The organism is Bradyrhizobium sp. SZCCHNS3002, from assembly GCF_032377435.1.
Taxonomy (GTDB): domain Bacteria; phylum Pseudomonadota; class Alphaproteobacteria; order Rhizobiales; family Xanthobacteraceae; genus Bradyrhizobium.
On the sequence record NZ_JAUHHY010000014.1, the window covers coordinates 106,008 to 124,056 of the forward strand.

At 67.1% G+C, this 18,049-nt stretch carries 14 protein-coding genes; 11 read left to right on the top strand and 3 right to left on the bottom strand.

What is annotated here, in order from left to right; genetic code table 11:
- The first annotated feature begins 52 nt into the window (after nt 1-52).
- Nucleotides 53-1,024, top strand: a complete 972-nt coding sequence (locus tag QW845_RS26425; protein ID WP_315804448.1) for an NAD(P)-dependent oxidoreductase — start codon at nt 53-55, stop codon at nt 1,022-1,024.
- A 1-nt stretch (nt 1,025) separates the two neighbouring features.
- A complete protein-coding gene (locus tag QW845_RS26430; protein WP_315804449.1) occupies nt 1,026-1,787 on the top strand; it encodes an SDR family oxidoreductase in 762 nt (253 codons plus the stop codon).
- 207 nt (nt 1,788-1,994) lie between these two features.
- On the opposite strand, the gene QW845_RS26435 is transcribed toward QW845_RS26430, so the two are convergent.
- Nucleotides 1,995-2,891: a LysR family transcriptional regulator gene (locus QW845_RS26435; protein WP_315804450.1), complete on the bottom strand. Its 897-nt coding sequence runs from the start codon at nt 2,889-2,891 to the stop codon at nt 1,995-1,997.
- 210 nt (nt 2,892-3,101) lie between these two features.
- Between QW845_RS26435 and QW845_RS26440 the strand changes: the two genes are divergently transcribed.
- The 6 genes from QW845_RS26440 to QW845_RS26465 all read left to right on the top strand — a co-directional run bounded on the left by QW845_RS26440 (nt 3,102) and on the right by QW845_RS26465 (nt 11,432).
- A complete protein-coding gene (locus QW845_RS26440) occupies nt 3,102-4,517 on the top strand; it encodes an NAD(P)/FAD-dependent oxidoreductase (RefSeq protein ID WP_315804451.1) in 1,416 nt (471 codons plus the stop codon).
- A gap of 124 nt (nt 4,518-4,641) precedes the next feature.
- Nucleotides 4,642-6,261 (top strand): ABC transporter substrate-binding protein, encoded by a 1,620-nt coding sequence (locus QW845_RS26445; protein ID WP_315804452.1) that lies wholly within the window; start codon nt 4,642-4,644, stop codon nt 6,259-6,261.
- A gap of 18 nt (nt 6,262-6,279) precedes the next feature.
- The gene (locus QW845_RS26450) at nt 6,280-7,311 is read left to right on the top strand and encodes an ABC transporter permease (RefSeq protein ID WP_315804453.1); all 1,032 of its coding nucleotides are present in this window, start codon (nt 6,280-6,282) and stop codon (nt 7,309-7,311) included.
- Nucleotides 7,312-7,313: 2 nt separating this feature from the next.
- A complete protein-coding gene (locus QW845_RS26455) occupies nt 7,314-8,174 on the top strand; it encodes an ABC transporter permease (RefSeq protein ID WP_315804454.1) in 861 nt (286 codons plus the stop codon).
- 74 nt (nt 8,175-8,248) lie between these two features.
- A complete protein-coding gene (nikE, locus tag QW845_RS26460; RefSeq protein WP_409997970.1) occupies nt 8,249-9,898 on the top strand; it encodes a nickel ABC transporter ATP-binding protein NikE in 1,650 nt (549 codons plus the stop codon).
- 118 nt (nt 9,899-10,016) lie between these two features.
- Nucleotides 10,017-11,432 carry an FAD-binding oxidoreductase gene (locus tag QW845_RS26465; protein WP_315804455.1) on the top strand — a complete coding sequence of 472 codons (1,416 nt, stop codon included), beginning with the start codon at nt 10,017-10,019 and terminating at the stop codon, nt 11,430-11,432.
- 42 nt (nt 11,433-11,474) lie between these two features.
- On the opposite strand, the gene QW845_RS26470 is transcribed toward QW845_RS26465, so the two are convergent.
- Both QW845_RS26470 and QW845_RS26475 read right to left on the bottom strand, forming a co-directional pair.
- Nucleotides 11,475-12,956, bottom strand: coding sequence for a mannitol dehydrogenase family protein (locus tag QW845_RS26470; protein WP_315804456.1), 1,482 nt, complete (start codon nt 12,954-12,956; stop codon nt 11,475-11,477).
- Nucleotides 12,957-12,965: 9 nt separating this feature from the next.
- Nucleotides 12,966-13,976, bottom strand: a complete 1,011-nt coding sequence (locus QW845_RS26475) for a Zn-dependent oxidoreductase (protein ID WP_315804457.1) — start codon at nt 13,974-13,976, stop codon at nt 12,966-12,968.
- 171 nt (nt 13,977-14,147) lie between these two features.
- Between QW845_RS26475 and QW845_RS26480 the strand changes: the two genes are divergently transcribed.
- From QW845_RS26480 to QW845_RS26490, 3 genes are all read left to right on the top strand, one after another.
- Nucleotides 14,148-15,164: a TRAP transporter substrate-binding protein gene (locus tag QW845_RS26480; protein ID WP_315804458.1), complete on the top strand. Its 1,017-nt coding sequence runs from the start codon at nt 14,148-14,150 to the stop codon at nt 15,162-15,164.
- Between the two features lie 254 nt (nt 15,165-15,418).
- Entirely contained in the window at nt 15,419-17,281 is a 1,863-nt protein-coding gene (locus QW845_RS26485; RefSeq protein WP_315804459.1) for a TRAP transporter large permease subunit, read from the top strand.
- Nucleotides 17,282-17,299: 18 nt separating this feature from the next.
- A complete protein-coding gene (locus tag QW845_RS26490) occupies nt 17,300-18,025 on the top strand; it encodes a GntR family transcriptional regulator (protein WP_315804460.1) in 726 nt (241 codons plus the stop codon).
- Nucleotides 18,026-18,049: the final 24 nt, after the last annotated feature.

The window sequence follows — 18,049 nt, forward strand, 5'->3', positions numbered from 1 at the left end:
CTGCGTCAGCAGCCGTCTCGAACCATGAGGCCCTCGGGGAGGCGTCTTTCGCATGCATGTCCTGATCTTCGGCGGGGCCGGCTTCGTCGGCCTCAACATCGCGCAAGGCCTGCTGGAGCGCGGCCATGCCGTGACGATCTTCGACGCAACAGGTCTGCCCGCGGCGGCGCAGCGTGCGTTTGAACCCTATCGCGAGCGTCTGCACCTGGTGCAGGGCGACGTCACCGATGCGAGCGCTGTGGCGGCCGCGATCGGCAATGGCTGCGATGCCGTCGTGATGGGCGCTGCGATCACCGCCGGAGCCGAGCGCGATGCCGCCGACCCCGAGCGCATCCTCGCGGTCAATCTGCTGGCGCAGGTGCCGATCCTGCGGGCGGCGCGCGGCAGCGGCATCCGCCGGGTCATCAACCTGTCCTCGGCGGCGTCCTATGGCGCGAGCGGTCAGCGCTTTGCCGTGCTGGAGGAGACGACGCCGTGCGAGCCGGTGTCGCTCTATGCGATCAGCAAGTTCGCCTCCGAGCGCGTCGCCGCGCGGCTGAGCGATCTGTGGAAGACGGATGTCATCAGCGTGCGCCTGTCCGCCGTGTTCGGCCCGTTCGAGCGCGGCGGCGGCGTGCGCGACACGCCCTCGCCGCAGGCGCTCATCGCCGCCTGCTGCGCGCGCAACGAGCCTGCGCTGCTGAGCGAGCCGGGCGACAAGGACTGGGTTTACGCGGTCGACGTCGCGGATGCTGTCTGTCTGCTGTTGGAGGCTGAGAAGCCGCAGCACGCGCTCTACAACATCTCCAACGCGGCGACGTTCACAGCCGAAACCTGGGGCCGCGCCTTCGCGACCGGTCGAGCTGGATTCACCTGCCGGCTCAAGGAGCAGGGGGAAACGCCGACGGTGCCGGTGTTCGCGCCCAATCGCGGCCGGCTGTCGACGACGCGGCTGGCCGAGGAGTTCGGCTGGCGCGCGCGCTTCGACTGCGCGGCTTCCGCCGAGCATTTCGGCCGCTGGTTCGATCAGTACGGGAGAGACTGAGATGAGGCTCAAAGCCAAGGTCGCCGTCATCACCGGCGGCGGCTCCGGCATCGGACGCGCCAGTGCTGTGATGTTCGCGCGCGAAGGTGCGTTCCTCGCGTTGGTCGATCGCGATGCTGCAGGCGCCGAGGAGACACTGGCGCTGGTGTGCAACGCGGGCGGCGACGGCAGCGTCCATGTCGGCGATGTCGGCGACGCCGACTTTGCCAAGGCAACCATCGAGAGCGTGGCCGCCGCGCGCGGCCGGCTGGACGTGCTGATGACCGCGGCCGGTTTCTCCTGTGGCGGCACCGTCGTCACGACCGATCCGGCGGATTGGGATGCGGTGTTCCGCGCCAATGTCGGCGGCACCTGGCTGTGGGCGAAAGTCGCCGTGCCGATCATGCAGAAGCAGAAGGCCGGCTCGATCATCACCGTCGCGTCGCAGCTTGCGGTCGCCGGCGGCAAGGGCAACAGCGCCTATATCGCCGCGAAGGGCGCGATCATCAGCCTGACCCGCACCATGGCGGTGGACTTCGCCACCGATGGCATCCGCGTCAACGCACTGGCCCCCGGCGCGATCGACACGCCGCTGCTGCGTCGGAGCTTCGCGCGCCACGCCGATCCCGAGCCGGTGCGCGAGGCCTCGCGCCAGCGCCACGCCATGAAACGTTTTGGCGAGGCCGACGAGGTCGCGGCGGCCGCGCTGTTCCTGGCGAGCGACGAGGCGTCGTTCACGACCGGTATCGTGCTGCCGGTCGATGGCGGGTGGTTAGCGGCGTAGAAATAGAGCCAACTTGTCTCTCATCGTTTGAGCGGAACCATCGCCGCAAGAACCGGTATGCTCCCTCTCCCCGTAAGGACGTAAGGACGGGGAGAGGGAGCGCACTGCTGTCGGCGCCATAGCTCGGCTCTCACCATCTGCGACGCAGCGGCTCGTGACAAAAATGACGGAATCCGGTTGTCATCTCTGTCACGCCGTTTCCGTAACTTACCGCTTCGTCGCCGCTCCCTTCCGATCACGCCCCCGCAAGATATCCGCGAGTGCCGCCGCATTCCGTGACAGCGGCTCGAAGCGCGGCGTCAGCAGATAAGCGCGCATCGGCGTCTTCGGCGCCAGGGGACGTGCCGCGAGGTCGGGCCAGGCGTGGCCGCGCAGCACGAACTCGTCGACGACGGCGAGGCCGGCGCCGGCGCGCACCATGGCGCAGGCGTCGGGCGTGTAGCGCACGATCGTGGCTGGCTCCGGGCCGCCGGCCAGGGCCGACGTGACGATGTGACCATAAGGCGTCTGCGGGCCGAAGCCGACCAGCGGATAGGGCAGCATGTCCTTCGGCCTGATGCTGCGCAGCCTCGTCAGGGCATGGTCGGCCGGCATGATCACGTGTAGCGCGCCCTCCGCAATCGTCTCTACCGCGACTGTCGGCTCGTCGACCGGCAGCACAGTGATGCCGAGATCGGCGCGGGCTGTGCCGACGCGGCCGACGATCTCCAGCAGGGTCAACGATTCGAACTCGACGCGCAGATCTGGAAAGCGGCCGCGCAGCCGCGACAGTGCCTCCGGCACCATGCCGTGGCCCGCGCTCGGGCTCGCCACCACGCGGATGGTGCCGGTGCCGCCGGCGCGCAGTTCGTCGGCGAGGTCGTTGATGCGCGCGACGCCGCGATGGACGTGCTCGACCTCGGCGAACAACCGCTTGGCCTCCGGCGTCGGCTGCACCCGGCCGCTGATGCGCTCGAACAGCTTGAGCTTGAGGCCATCCTCGGTATAGGCCAGCAGCCGGCTGATCGCGGGCTGCGATACCGAGAGCAGCCGCGCAGCGCCGCTGATCGAGCCTGTCATCATGATCGCGCGGAACACCTCGATCTGGCGCAGATTGAGCGGCATGCGACCTCTTGTCTCGCTGTGGATGGCTGTCGACTCTAGCCGCGGCTGCCGCCCCATAACAAGCTGTTATGGGCGGCGGACAAATCGGTATGGTCGGTCCCAGACCTGCTTTGCTAAGCTTCGCGTGCCGGGTGACATGACTGATGGAGAGAGCGTGAGCGACAGCGAGCGTTCCGATCGCGATTGCGCGTGTTTCATCCGGTGGCCGGCATGAGCGACGGTCTTGCCGCGCTGACGGCCCAGGTTCGCAGCGATCTTGCCAGGATCGCGCATCCCAGCATGCCATGGCTGACGCCTGTCACCGGTCCCGATGGCGGACCTGCGTTCGATGTGCTGATCGTCGGGGGCGGGCAATCGGGTCTCGCGACCGCCTTCGCGCTGCTGCGCTCCCGCGTCGGCAACATTCTCGTGCTCGACAAGGCTGAGGCAGGCCGCGAAGGACCGTGGCTCAGCTATGCGCGCATGCCGACCCTGCGCAGCCCGAAAGACTTCACCGGACCCGATCTCGACATACCTTGTCTGACCTATCAGGCGTGGCACGAGGCGAAGTTCGGCGGCGAGAGCTGGCGCAATCTTGATCTGATTCCGCGCGAATATTGGGCAGACTATCTCGCCTGGTATCGCGAGGTGCTCGACCTTCCCGTGCGCAACGGCTGCGACGTCGTCGATATCGCACCCGCCGCTGACGGACTGCTGCAGGCGACCGTGCGCAGCAAGGATGGTGAGACGACGATCCATGCCCGCAAGATCGTGCTGGCGACCGGGCAGGAGGGGATGGGCGACTGGAGCATTCCGGAGCCGCTGCGCCATCTGCCCGCCACGCGCGGCGCCCATTCCGGCGCCGAGATCGATTTCGACAGCCTGCGCGGCCGCCGCGTCGCCGTGATCGGCGCCGGTGCCTCGGCGTTCGACAATGCGGCGGCTGCACTCGAAGCCGGTGCGGCGCGCGTCGATCTGCTATGCCGCCGCGCGGAAATCCAGCTGATCCAGCCCTATCGCTGGCTGACGTTCCGCGGCTTTCTCAGGCACTTCTCCGAGCTCGACGATGCCTGGCGCTGGCGCTTCATGCGCGCAGTCCTGGAACTGCGCGAAGGTTTTCCGCAGCACACTTATGATCGCTGCGCCCGCCACGCGGCGTTCCGCCTGCAAGAAGGCGCGCCGGTCACGGGCGCGCGCGAGACGGCCGACGGCGTCGTGCTGCAGACAGCGAAGGGCGAGATCACGGCGGACTTCGTGATCAGCGCAACCGGCATCTCGATGGACTTCGCAAAGCGGCCGGAGCTGCGGCGCTTCGCGGCCAACATCGCGCGCTGGTCTGACCGCTACACGCCCGATGCGAGCGAACGCAACGATCGGCTCGGCGCCTTCCCTTATCTTGCAGACGACTATGCGCTGTGCGAGCGCAACGCGGGAGAGACGCCGTGGATCGGCAACATTCACGTGTTCGCCATCGCCTCGACGATGAGCTTCGGCGCGTCGGGATCGTCGATCAACGCAATGACGACCGCAGTGCCGAAGCTCGTGCATGGTTTGACGCGTGGGCTGTTCACGGCTGATATCGACAAGCATTGGGCGAACTTCCGGGCCTATGATGTGAAGCAGGCGACGGTGCGCCGTGGCACGTGATTTGCTGTTGAGCGTCGATGCTGAGAGTCGATCTTGTGCGTCGATCTCATGGTAGCGCGTCGCGGATCTCCGCCGACGCGCGATTTCAGTGCCGGATTTTGAGACCAATGAGGGAACAGGGGCGATGAGTTTCGAGATGTCCAAACGTTCGTTGTTCGCGGCGACCGCGTGGCTCGCGGTGATGCTGGCTGCGCCGTCGGTGCATGCGCAGAGCCGCGCCGAGACTCTGCGCTACGTCACCGGCGCCACCGTCAACACGCTCGATCCGAACATTCCGGGCTCGACGCGCGAGGCCTTCGCGCTGTCGATGTCGAGCTACGACCGGCTGGTGTCGTTCGGCCGCAAGCAGCTCAATGGTAAGTGGGTGTTCGATCTCGACACGATCACCGGCGAGCTCGCCGAATCCTATTCTGTCAGCGCCGACGGTCTGAAGATCACCTTCAAGCTGCGCCCTGATGCGAAGTTCCAGGACGGCTCGCCGGTCACCGCCGAGGACGTCAAATGGTCGCTCGACCGCTGCGTCACCGCGCCGATCCTCGGCAAGGCGCAATTGCTGACGGGGTCGCTGACGTCGGCCGATCAGTTCAAGGTCATCGATCCCCTGACGTTCGAAGTGACCTTGCCGAAGCCGGACAAGCTGGCGCTGCCGAACCTCGCCACCGTCTATCCGATCATCATCAACTCCAAGCTCGCCAAGGCGCATGCGACGGCCGAAGATCCGTGGGCGCTGAACTGGACCAAGGAGAATGCGGCCGGCAGCGGCGCCTACATCGTCGAGACCTTCAAGCCCGGCGAGCAGGTGATCGCCAAGCGCAACGAGGCCTGGAACCGCGGCACGCCGGACAAGCCGGCGGCGTTCAAGCGGCTGATCATCCAGTCGGTGCCGGAGCCGGCGACGCGCGCCAACCTCGTCGAGCGCGGAGACGCCGATCTCGTGATCGACCTGCAGGCCAGCGACGTGCAGTCGTTGGAGGGCAAGGGCAAGCTGAAGGTGATCTCGACGCCGCAGTATAATGCGGTGACCTTCATCTCGATGAACAACACCATTCCGCCGTTCGACAACGTCAATGTGCGCCGCGCGATCGCCTATGCGCTGCCTTATGACGACATGTTCAAGGCCGCGCTGTTCAGCCGCGGCGCGCCGCTCTATGGCGCGACCTGGGCCGACGGCAAGCCGCCGAGCGGCGGCTATCCGATCCCGCAGCCGATCAAGCTCGACCTGGAGAAGGCCAAGGCCTATCTGAAGGACGCCGGCATGCCCGACGGCTTCTCGACCACCTTCAGCTTCAATGTCGGCCAGGCCGCGACCGCCGAGCCGATGGCGGCGCTGGTGAAGGAGCAGCTCGCCAAGATCGGCATCAAGGTCGACATCCAGAAGTTGCCGGACGCGCAGATGTCGACCGCGATCAACGAGAAGAAGCTGCCGTTCTTCACCGAGGGCATCGTCGCCTGGCTGCCCTCGACGGACTATTTCTACCGCAACTTCTACACCGGCAAGCAGCGCTGGAACTATTCCTCGACCGACAATGCCGAATTGGAGAAGATCGCGCAGGAGGCGCGCTTCGAGGCCGACAAGGCGAAATACGAGGAGCAGGGCAAGGCGCTCAACGCGATCCATTTCGACCAGATGTTCCAGATCCCGATCTGGCAGGCGGCGCAGGATGCGGTGATGCAGCCGACGGTGGACGGCTACGTCTACCAGTTCACGCGACAGGTCGATTATCGTAACCTGAGCCGCAAGTAACCGGGACGGCTGAGGACCATGGGCACGATCGGCGCAACATTGCTGCGGGCGGGACGGCGTTTCGTCTCGTCGCTGCCGGCACTGTTCGGTGTCCTGGTCTTCACCTTCCTCTTGATGCGCGTGCTGCCGGGGGATCCGGCCGTGTTCTTTGCCTCCGGCCCCAATGCCGGCCAGGAGGAGATCGAGGTCATCCGCCGGCAGCTCGGGCTCGACAAGCCGCTGCCGAATCAGCTCGCGATCTACCTCTATGAGGTCGGTCGCGGCAACCTCGGCCGCTCGATGATGACCGGGCAGCCGGTCGCCAAGGATCTCAAGGAGCGACTGCCGGCCTCGCTGGAGCTGACCTTGACGGCGCTGCTGATCGCGCTGGTCTCGGCGGTGCCGCTCGGCGTGCTGGCTGCGCTGCGGCCGGGCTCGCTGGTCGATCACGGCGTCCGGCTATTTTGTTCGTTCGGCGTCTGCGTGCCGACCTTCGTCTCCGGGCTCCTGCTGATCTACGTGTTCTATTATCTGCTCGGTTTCGCGCCGGATCCGACAGGGCGGATCGATATCTTCACCACGATGCCGCCATCGCGCACCGGCTTCCTGATCATCGACTTCCTGCTCGCAGGCGATGTCGAGGGCTGGTGGGCGGCGGCGCGGCAGCTGATGCTGCCGGCGCTGACCATGGCGTTGTTCGTGATCGCGCCGCTGGCGCGCATCACGCGGGCCTCGATGCTGGTCTCGCTCGGCAGCGATTTCGTCCGCACCGCGCGCTCGGTCGGGCTGTCGTGGTGGCGCATCGTCGTCACCTATGCCTTGAGGAACGCGATCCTTCCCGTCATCACCATCGCCGGCATCGTGTTCTCGACCATGCTGGGCGCGAACGTGCTGGTGGAGAAGGTGTTCTCCTGGCCCGGCGTCGCCTCCTACGCGCTCGATGCGCTGCTGGTCTCCGACTACGCGCCGGTACAGGGCTTCGTGCTGCTGATGGCGACGATCTTCGTGATCGTCAATCTCCTGGTCGATGTGCTCTATGGCATCGCCGATCCCAGGGCGACGGTGGCGTGAGCATGAGCACGATAGAGACCGCCTCAACCCTGCGCCACACGGCCTTCGTGCTGCGCGGCAACCCGGTCACCGCCGTCGCGGCTGGCGGCGCGCTGCTGCTGGCGCTGATCGCGGTCTTTGCGCCGTGGCTGGCGCCTTACGATCCCGTTGCGTCCGAGGTCTCTGCCGCGTTGCAGCCGCCGAGCTCCGCGCACTGGTTCGGCACCGACCAGCTCGGCCGCGATGTGCTCAGCCGCCTGATCGTCGCCAGCCGGCTCGACCTCACGATCGCGGTGACGGCGGTCGCGGTGTCCTTTGCGCTCGGCTCCGTCATCGGTGCGCTGTGCGGCTATGCCGGCGGCCGTCTCGACAAGGCGGTCGGCCGCTTCGTCGACGTGCTGATGGCGTTTCCGCTGTTCGTGCTGGCGATGGCGATGGTCGCGGCGCTCGGCAACCGCGTCGAGAACATCGTGATCGCGACCGCGATCATCAACCTGCCGTTCTACATCCGCTTCGCCCGCGCCGAGGTGAACATCCGCCGCAATCTCGGCTGGGTCGAGGCCGCGCGTGCCTGTGGCGAGAGCCATGTTGCTGTCGTGCTGCGCTTCCTGTTGCCGAACGTGCTGCCGGCGATGGCGGTGCAGATGTCGCTCAATCTCGGCTGGGCGATCCTCAATGCCGCGGGCCTCTCCTTCATCGGCCTCGGCGTCAAGCCGCCGACGCCGGAATGGGGCATCATGGTCGCCGAGGGCGCCCGCTTCATCTCCACCGGGCGCTGGTGGCTGGTGGCGTTTCCCGGCTTCGCGCTGATGAGCGCCGTGCTGTGCTTCAATCTGCTCGGCGACGGCCTGCGCGACATCCTGGATCCCCGGATGCGCACATGATGTCTCGTCAGAACACAAATAGCTGGGGCGCATCCGAGGATGCGGACGTGACGGCGCCTGATATTTCCAAGCCGCTGCTCGAGGTCGAGAATCTCAAAGTGACCTTCTCGACCCGTCGTGGGCTCGTCGAGGCGGTGCGCGGCGTGTCGCTGTCGCTCCAGCCGGGCGAGATGCTGGGTCTCGTCGGCGAGAGCGGCTCCGGCAAGTCGGTGACCGGCTTTGCCATCACCCATCTGCTCGACAAGGCCGGCCGCATCACCGATGGCTGCATCCGCTTCAAGGGCCAGGACGTCACCCGGGCCGGCGGTGCCGATCTGCGCAGCCTGCACGGCGCGGCCATGGCGATGATCTTCCAGAATCCGCGTGCCGCGCTCAACCCGATCCGCACCATCGGCCAGCAGATCGCGGATGCGATCCTCGCCCATCGCCGGCTGTCGCGGCAGGAGGCGCATGCGGAGGCCTTGTCGCTGCTGAAGGCCGTGCAGATCCGCGATCCCGGGCGCCGCATGGGCGCCTATCCGCACGAACTCTCCGGCGGCATGTGCCAGCGGGTGATGATCGCAATCGCGATCTCCTGCAGCCCGCAGCTGCTGATCGCGGACGAGCCGACCACCGGCCTCGACGTCACCACGCAGAAGGTGGTCATGGATCTTCTTGCGAAGATCGCCGCCGATCGCGGCATGGCGACGATCCTGATCACGCATGATCTCGGGCTTGCCGCGCGCTATTGCGCGCGCGTGGTCGTGATGGAGCAGGGCAGGCTGGTCGAGGAGGCCGCGCCGCTGACACTGTTCCGCCGGCCGCAGCATCCCTACACCAAGCGCCTCGTTGCGGCCTCGCCGACGGCAACCTCGCGTGTCGAGGATCTGGTGCCGGACGGCGAAAAAATTCCCCTAGTCGCTGTGACGGAGCTGCCGCCGCTGCCTCACGGCACGCCGCTCCTGCTCGACGTCAAGGGCGTCAGCAAGCGCTTCGACGACGGTACGGTCGGCGTGGCCGACTTCTCGATGACCATGCGCGGCGGCGAGAGCGTCGGCCTGGTCGGCGAGAGCGGTTCCGGCAAGAGCACGACCTCGCGCATGATCTGCCGCCTGATCGACCCCAGCGCCGGCGAGATCCTGTTCGACGGCCAGTCGATCGGCCAAATCCCGGCGCGGGACTTCCACCGTTCCGAGCTGCGCAAGGACATCCAGATCGTCTTCCAGGATCCGAACGACAGCCTCAATCCGCGCTACACGGCGTTCGACTGCATCGCCCATCCGCTGCTGCGGCTGATGAACATGCGCTCGGGCGACAGACTGCGCCAGCGCGTCGAGGAATGCGCCGATCGCGTCGGCCTGCCGCGCGAGCTGTTGTCGCGCTTTCCGCATCAGCTCTCCGGCGGGCAGAAGGCGCGCGTCGGCATTGCTCGCGCGATTGCCTGCAAGCCGCGGCTGCTGGTGCTGGACGAGCCGACCGCGGCGCTCGACGTCTCCGTGCAGGCCGTGGTGCTGCAGCTCCTGAACCGGCTGCGGCGCGAGGACAACCTCGCCTTCCTGTTCGTGAGCCACGATCTCAATGTCGTGCGCATGATGTGCGACCGCACCATCGTGCTGCGCACAGGTCTCATCATCGAGCAGGGCGAGAGCCGGGCGCTGTTCGCCAATCCGCAGACCGACTACACGCGCGAGCTGGTCGACGCCGTCCCGCATATCGCCCCGCCGGTGGCTTTCGCGTCCGCCTGAGCAGCCCATAACATTCGATTATGGGTGGCGGACAACTCGGTATTGGGGACGCGAGGCACTGTCCTGTTAGTTTGTGCGCATCGCAAGTGCAGCCTCTGGAGCCATCGAAGCGCGCGTCATGACGGAGCTGATCGAACGCCTGCAACGCCTCGTCGGTGTCGCGCATGTTCTCGTCGCAGCCGAGGATCAGGCGCCTTATCTGCACGACTGGCTCGGCAAGTATCACGGGGCCACGCTGGCGGTGGTTCGGCCGGGATCGACGGACGAGGTCGCGGCGGTGATGGAGGCCTGCGCCGCCGCCCGCGTGGCCGTCGTGCCGCAGGGCGGACACACCAGCCTGTCGGGCGGCGCGACTCCGGATGCGAGCGGCCGGGCGATCGTGCTGTCCCTGTCGCGGATGAACCGCATCCGAGCGGTGGATCCCGTCGGCCAGACCATCGTCGTCGACGCCGGCATCGTGCTGGCGAGGGTGCAGGACGCGGCGCGCGAGGCCGGCCTGTTCTTTCCGCTCAGCCTCGGCTCGGAGGGCAGTTGCACCGTCGGCGGCAATCTCGCCGCGAATGCCGGCGGCGTCGCCGTGCTGCGCTATGGCGTGATGCGCGAGCTGACGCTGGGGCTCGAAGTGGTGCTGCCGGATGGCCGCATCTGGGACGGCCTGCGCGCCTTGCGCAAGGACAACACCGGTTATGCGCTGCGCGATCTCTTCATCGGCTCCGAAGGCACGCTGGGGGTCATCACCGGCGCCGTGTTGAAGCTGTTTCCGCAGCCGACCGCACGGGCCACCGCGTTCGTCGCGGTCGCCGATGCGGCCGCCGCGCTGAACCTGCTGCGGCTATCGCGCGCGCGTTGTGGCGATCGCCTCACCGCATTCGAGTTCCTGACCTCGGCAACGCTCGAGATGATCCTGCGCCAGATGCCGGATATACGGCTGCCGTTCGCTGCACTTCCCGGGGCTGCTGTCCTGATCGAGCTGAGCGATATCGGCGAGGAAGCCGCGCTGACCGCACGGCTCGAAACCACGCTGGCCGCCGCGATGACGGAAGGGCTCGCCTCCGACGCCGTCGTCGCCCAGGACGGCACCCAGGCCAAGGCGTTCTGGCGGGTGCGCGAGAGCGTCTCCGAGGCTCTGGTCCGGGAGGGCAGGGCGCTCAAGCACGACATCTCGGTGCCCGTCGCCGAGATCGCCGATTTCGTCACGGTCATGGACGCTGCGGTCGGCGCGGCGCTGACCGGCATCCGTCCGATGGTGTTCGGCCATCTCGGCGACGGCAACCTGCACTACAATCTGATGCGCCCGCTCGACATGAGCGAAGACGAGTTCTATCGGTACGGTCCGCGCATCACCCGCCTGGTCCATGACGAAATCACCCGCCGCCGCGGCTCGATCAGCGCCGAGCACGGCATCGGCCAGCTCCGCACGGCAGAGATGCCGCTGTGCAAGCCGCCGCTCGAGCTGGAGCTGATGCGGCAACTGAAGCGCACGCTCGATCCGCACGGCCTGATGAATCCCGGCAAGCTGCTGCCAGGCGGCTGACGTCGGCGGCCGCCGGAGCCGGAGCTGCGTCCAAGCCGATGTTCAGCGGGCGGCCCGTCGCGTCTCCGCCACCGTGGCACGGGTACCCTTCTGGAACAGATCGTCCAGGGCCGTTTCGATTGCGAACTCGAAGCGCGGGTCTCGTGGCAGCTCGCTGCCGAACACCGAGGTGAGCGACAGCAGCGCCGGCGTGAGCCGGCTGGCGACCGGGCCGGCCTCGTCGGCGAGCGCGCGCAACTGCGCCGCCAGCGGATCGCGCAGCGCGATCGGCTGGCCGCGCTCGTCCGTGCCGCTGACGTAGCGGATCCACCCGGCGACGGCGAGCGCAAGCCGGGTGATGGGAAGGCCGCGGGCGAGGCGGTCGCCGATGGTGCCGAGCAGACGCTGCGGCAGCTTCTGCGAGCCGTCCATCGCGATCTGCGCGGTCTTGTGCTTGAGCGCGGGATTGCGGAAGCGCTGCAGCAGCGCGGCGCGATAGGCTGCGACGTCGAAGCCTCCGAGCGCGGGCAGCGTCGGCGTCACCTCCTCGCGCATCATGTCCTCGACGAGGCCGGCCAGCTCGGGCTCGGCCATGGCCGCGGCGACGGTCTCGCAGCCCATGAGATAGCCGAGATAGGCGATTGTCGAGTGCGCGCCGTTGAGCAGCCGCAGCTTCATCAGCTCGAATGGGGCGACGTCGCGCACGAACTGTGCGCCGCTGACGTCCCAGGCGGGGCGCGCGCCGGCGAAATCATCCTCGATCACCCATTGGCTGAACGGCTCGGTGACGATGGGCCATGCATCATCGAGGCCGAGCGCGGCGCCGACGTCGGCGCGGTCGGCATCGGTGGTGGCAGGCACGATGCGATCGACCATCGTCGAGGGAAAGCGGATGTTGTCCGTGATCCACGCGGCGAGATCGCGATCGACCAGCCCGGCGAAGGCGATCACCAGACCGCGCAAGGTGTGGCCATTGGCCGGAAGGTTGTCGCAGGCGAGCACCGTGTAGGGCTGCAGGCCGCGCTGTCGCCGCAGTTGCAGGCCGCCGACGATGAAGGCGAGCGTGCTGCGGGGATGGCCGAGGTTGAGACTGTCGTGCAAGATGTCGGGATCGTCGACGCGCAACGCGCCGGTCGCCGGATCGTGGCTGTAGCCCTTCTCGGTGACGGTGGTCGAGAGGATGCGTATGGCGGGATCGGCGAGGCGTGCCAGAAGGGCCGCCGGATCCTCGGGCGCCACCGCAAGGCCGGTGAGTGCGCCAATGATGCGGCGCTGCCGGCCGGCGCCGTCGCTCGCTGTCACGCTGTAGAGCCCGCCTTGCGGTGCCAGCGCATCGCGGGTGTCCGGCGAGCGCAGGGAGACGCCGAGGATGCCCCAGCGCGGATCGTGCTTGAGCAGCGCATCGGTGTAGACCGCCTGATGCCCGCGATGGAACGCGCCGAGGCCGAGATGGACGATACCGGTTGTGATTGCTGCGCGGTCGTAATCCGGCTTGATGATGCCGGCGGGCAGGCGGGCAAGCGTTGCGGGGCTGAGACGATCCATGCCGGGACTTCAGAAGATCAGCTGCACTTTGCAGCATTCGGTCTGGTTGTGCTCGAAGGTGTCGAACGCGGTCGCGTAGGCGTCGAGCCCGAAGCGGTGGGTGATCAGCCGCTCCGGCTGCAGCGCGCCACTGGCGAACCAGTCGATGACCTTGGCGAACTTGCCGCTGTTGAGCCTGGAAGCGTGGATCGCGAGCTCCTTCGCGGTGACCTTCTGCTGCACGATCGTCGACGGCTCGGCCGAGAAGCCGAGCAGGCCGATGCGTGCGGCAGGCGAGGCGATCTCGATGGCCTCGGCGAGAATGGCGGGATGGCAGGCGGCATCGATAATCAAGGTCGGCGTCACATCGGCCGCGGCGAGGGCCTCGGGCAGGGCGGTCCTGGCGGTGTTGATGACGCGGTCGGCGCCGTTGTGCCGCGCCGCTTCGAGCCGGGCATCGATGCGGTCGGTGACGATCAGCTGCTTCACGCCGTAGACGTGCTTGAGCACCTGGATCACGGTCAGCCCGATCGGCCCGGCGCCGTAGACCAGCGCGACGTCTGAGGCGAACACGCGGGTGTGGTCGGTAATGTTGGCGGCGATCGAGAACGGCTCGACCAGCGGCGCCTTGTCGTCGTCGACGCTGTCCGGCAGCAGATGCGCGTTGGCCGCCGGCACGCAGGCATATTCGGAAAAGCCGCCGTCGCGGTGGACGCCGAGCACGGCGAGATGGGCGCAGACATTGGGGCGGCCGACCGAGCAGGGGTAGCAGTGGCCGCAGGCAACGACGGGATCGACCACCACGCGGGCGCCGAGCCGTGCGCTGACACCGTCGCCGAGCTTGTCGATGCTGCCGAAGAATTCATGGCCGATCACGCGCGGATAGCGCGCGAACGGGTTGCTGCCGTGGAGGATGTGGATGTCGGAGCCGCAGATGCCGGCGCGCTCGACCTTGATGCGGACCTCGCCCGTCGAAGGCTCGGGAACGGGGCGCGTTTCGATCGACAGGCGGCCGGGCCGCTCCACCACGAGGCTCTTCACGCGTTCCTCCATCCTTCTCGCCAATCTCGACCGCAGGCTGCCATCGTATAGCAACCCAAGAACTTGGATACAAGTTTTCTATTGAAAGCCTATTTGGTATCCCTTATAGGCTTGAGATACAGGAATGACATACAAAGGCCCCCGCAGCGGGCCGGCAGGGGAGGTTTGCCAGTGTCTTTGCCCACATCCATGTCTCGTCGCAGCTTCGTCGGCACCGCGCTCGCGGGAGCCTCGGCCTTGGCGTTCGCACCCGCCCGGGCGCAATCGGCGAAGTATCGCCTGCGTTACGGCACGGCGTTCCCCGCCACCCATCCCGGCGTCGTCCGCATCATCGAGGCGTCGGAGGTCATCAAGAAGCAGAGCAATGGTCTGGTCGACCTGCAGGTCTATCCGAACAGCCAGCTCGGCAGCGAGCCCGACATGTTCTCGCAGGTGCGCAGCGGCGCGCTCGACTTCATGTCGACGTCAGGCGTGAACCAGACGGTGGTGCCGATCGGCGGCATCAATGCGGTGGCCTTCGCGTTCGAGAGCTACGACCAGGTGTGGTCGGCGATGGACGGCGATCTCGGCAACCATGTGCGCCGCGAGTTCGCCAAGGTCGGCCTGCACGTGCTGCCGAAATGCCTCGACAACGGCTATCGCAACATCACGTCCGGTGCGAAGCCGATCGCCTCGCCCGACGACCTCAAGGGCTTCAAGATCCGCGTGCCCGGCAATCCGTTGTGGGTGACGCTGTTCAAGACGCTCGGCGCGGCGCCGACGCCGATCAATTTCGGCGAGCTCTATGCGGCCCTGCAGACCCGCATCGTCGACGGCCAGGAGAATCCGCTGGCGCTGATCCAGAGCGCCAAGCTCTACGAGGTGCAGAAGTACATCGCGCTATCAGGCCATATCTGGGACGGCCACTACATCTTCGCCAATGCAGCGCGCTGGAATGTCATGCCTGCCGACGTCCGCGACGCCGTCACCGCGGCGCTGTCGGAGGCCGCCGTCAAGGAGCGCCAGGACATCCAGAGCTTCAACGACAAGGCGCAGGCGGAAATGCAGGCCGCTGGCGTGACCTTCAACAAGGTCGACACCAAGCCGTTCCGCGATGCGCTGCGCACCGCCGGCTTCTACACCGAATGGAAGACCAAGTTCGGCACCGAGGCGTGGGGGCTGCTGGAGAAATCCGTCGGTCAGCTGTGAGACTTGCGTGAGAGACCGCGTAGTCGACAGCGTGCCTGCCACCGTCCTTCGAGACGCCTGCCTCCGGCAGGCTCCTCAGGACGAGGGCTGATTTCGCGGCGAGATCCTGCCCCTCATGGTGAGGAGCGTCGGCCTTGCGACGCGTTCAGGCGATGCAATTGCATCGCCTTGAGAACCATGAGGCCCGAGTAGTTTCGACTTCAGCTGCGATCGGTGGAAAAAACGGTCGGCCTGTGTGAGCCGGGGAGGATGCAATGGCCGTTGATATGACAGCGACGACCTCGGTGCCGTCGCATGGCGCGTTCGCGCGCTTCGATCATCTGCTTGGCCGCGCCGTCGAGGCGCTGGCTGCGGCGATCGTCATCGCCGAACTCGTTCTGCTCGGCGCGGCGACCGCCGCGCGCTACGTTTTCAATGCGCCGCTGATCTGGTCGGACGAGCTCGCCACCGTGCTGTTCGTGTGGCTGGCGATGCTCGGCGCCGTCGTCGCATTGCGACGCGCCGAGCACATGCGGCTCACCGCCTTCGTCCGCAATCTGTCGCCGGCGTGGCGGGCGCGCACCGATGCGCTCGGCCTGATGCTGGTCTGCACCGTCCTGGTGGCGCTGGTGATGCCGTCCTGGCACCACCTCGAAAGCCACCTGATCAGCCAGATGCCCGTGCTCGAGATCAGCGAAGGCTATCGCGAGGCCGCGATGCTGGTCGGCGTGCTGCTGATGCTGCTGACCGCGGTCGACCGGCTGATCCAGCAGGCGAGCCTCATGCAGATCGTCGGCGCTCTGGCGCTCGTGCTCGCCGGTGCAGGGGCGCTCTATGCCGCCGCGCCTGTGCTGGAGGAGCTCGGCAACTACAATCTGTTCATCTTCTTCTTTGTGCTCGTCGCCAGCGCCATGGTGATCGGCACGCCGATCGCCTTCACCTTCCTGCTCGCCACCGTGGCCTATCTGCATTTCAGCACCACCGTGCCGGTCCTGATCGTTCCCGGCCGGGTCAGCGAGGGCATGTCGCACATGGTGCTGCTGGCGGTGCCGATGTTCGTGCTGCTCGGCGCGCTGATCGAGATCGCCGGACTGGCGCGGGCGATGATCCTGTTCCTGGTTTCGCTCATCGGCCATCTGCGCGGCGGCCTGCAATATGTGCTGCTCGGCGCGATGTACCTCGTCTCGGGCATCTCCGGTGCGAAGGCGGCCGACATGGCGGCGGTGGCGCCGGCGCTGTTTCCGGAGATGAAGCAGCGTGGCAGCTCGGAAGGCGACCTGGTGTCGCTGCTGTCCGCCTCCGCTGTGATGTCGGAGACGATCCCGCCCTCGATCGTGCTGATCACGGTGGGCTCGGTGACGGGCGTGTCGATCGCGGCGCTGTTCACCGGCGGGCTGCTGCCGGCGGTGGTCGGCCTGATCGCACTCTCCGTCGTCGTCTTCCTGCAGACGCGCAAGGAGGACATGAGCGGCGCGCAGCGTTTCGATGCCAAGACGCGGCTGCGGCTGTTTGCGATCTCCATTCCCGGTCTCGGTCTGCCGATCGTGATCCGCTCGGCTGTGGTCGAGGGCGTCGCCACCGCGACCGAGGTCGCGGCGATCGGCGTCATCTACACGGTGCTGGTCGGCATCTTCGTCTATCGCCAGTTCGACTGGAAGCGGGTGTATCCCATCCTGGTCGATACGGCCTCGCTGTCCGGCGCGATTCTGCTGGTGGTGGGGGCTGCGACCGGCATGGCCTGGGCGCTGACGCAGTCCGGCTTCTCGCAGCAGCTCGTCGACCTCATGGTCGCCGTGCCGGGCGGCCGCTGGGGTTTTCTGCTGATCTCGGCGCTCGCCTTCGTCGTGCTCGGCAGCGTGCTCGAAGGCGTGCCGGCGGTGGTGCTGTTCGGGCCGCTGCTGTTCCCGATCGCGCGCATGATGGGCGTGCACGAGGTGCACTATGCCATCATCGCAGTGTTCGCGATGGGCCTCGGCCTGTTCACGCCGCCCTTCGGTGTCGGCTTCTATCTCGCCTGCGCCATCGGCCGCGCCTCGCCGGATGAGGTCATCCGCCACGTCTGGCCGCATCTCGCCGCACTCGTCGTTGCGCTGCTCTTAATCGTGTTCCTGCCGTGGATCTCGATCGGCTTCCTGTGAATCGGGTAGACTGCCGTCATGGATGACGATCTGACACCATTGACGCGACTGGACGGCAAGGCCGGTCGGCGCCTCGCCGACCAGGTCTATGAGCGGCTGCTCGAGGACATCGTGTCCGGCGCGCTGCCACCGGGCACGCCGATGGCCGAGCTCGACCTGTGCGAGCGGCTCGGCGTCAGCCGCACGCCGGTGCGCGAGGCGCTGATCAAGCTTGCCGATGTCGACCTCGTGCGCATCTATCCGCAGAGCGGCAGCGTGGTGGCGCCGGTCTCGCGCGAGGCGTTCGGCGAGGCGCAGTTCATCCGAGAGCATCTCGAATGCGCGCTGGTTGCCGAGGCCGTCCGCTACATCGATGCGACGGCGCTGCGCGAGCTGACCGAGCTCATCGACAAGCAGAAGGCGGCGGCGACGCCGGCGGAGTTCTACGCCCATGACGAGGCGTTCCATCAGACCATCGCCCGCACCAGCCGGCATCCGCATGTCTGGCAGGTGATCCGCCAGACCAAGATCCATTTCGACCGCGTCCGGCATCTCACCCTGATCGAGGACGCCGGCCATATTCCGCTCCTGATCGCGCAGCATCAGGAGATCCTGGACGGGCTGGCCGCCTGCAACGAGGCCCAGGCGGTCGCGGCGATGCGCCGGCATCTGCGCGAGGTGTTTCGCCGCGCCGACGGCATCTTTGCCCGGCAGGAGGAGATGGCGCAGGCCGAGCCGCGCACGCGGGCACGGCGGCGGCGCTGATCGCGCGCGTGATTCATTTTGGAA

Excerpts from the sequence above, each read along its gene's own strand:
- QW845_RS26470 (WP_315804456.1), bottom strand. The coding sequence starts at position 12,956 with ATGGATCGTCTCAGCCCCGCAACGCTTGCCCGCCTGCCCGCCGGCATC.
- QW845_RS26425 (WP_315804448.1), top strand. The coding sequence starts at position 53 with ATGCATGTCCTGATCTTCGGCGGGGCCGGCTTCGTCGGCCTCAACATC.
- QW845_RS26430 (WP_315804449.1), top strand. The coding sequence starts at position 1,026 with ATGAGGCTCAAAGCCAAGGTCGCCGTCATCACCGGCGGCGGCTCCGGC.
- QW845_RS26435 (WP_315804450.1), bottom strand. The coding sequence starts at position 2,891 with ATGCCGCTCAATCTGCGCCAGATCGAGGTGTTCCGCGCGATCATGATG.
- QW845_RS26440 (WP_315804451.1), top strand. The coding sequence starts at position 3,102 with ATGAGCGACGGTCTTGCCGCGCTGACGGCCCAGGTTCGCAGCGATCTT.
- QW845_RS26455 (WP_315804454.1), top strand. The coding sequence starts at position 7,314 with ATGAGCACGATAGAGACCGCCTCAACCCTGCGCCACACGGCCTTCGTG.
- QW845_RS26445 (WP_315804452.1), top strand. The coding sequence starts at position 4,642 with ATGAGTTTCGAGATGTCCAAACGTTCGTTGTTCGCGGCGACCGCGTGG.
- QW845_RS26450 (WP_315804453.1), top strand. The coding sequence starts at position 6,280 with ATGGGCACGATCGGCGCAACATTGCTGCGGGCGGGACGGCGTTTCGTC.
- QW845_RS26490 (WP_315804460.1), top strand. The coding sequence starts at position 17,300 with ATGGATGACGATCTGACACCATTGACGCGACTGGACGGCAAGGCCGGT.
- QW845_RS26485 (WP_315804459.1), top strand. The coding sequence starts at position 15,419 with ATGGCCGTTGATATGACAGCGACGACCTCGGTGCCGTCGCATGGCGCG.
- QW845_RS26465 (WP_315804455.1), top strand. The coding sequence starts at position 10,017 with ATGACGGAGCTGATCGAACGCCTGCAACGCCTCGTCGGTGTCGCGCAT.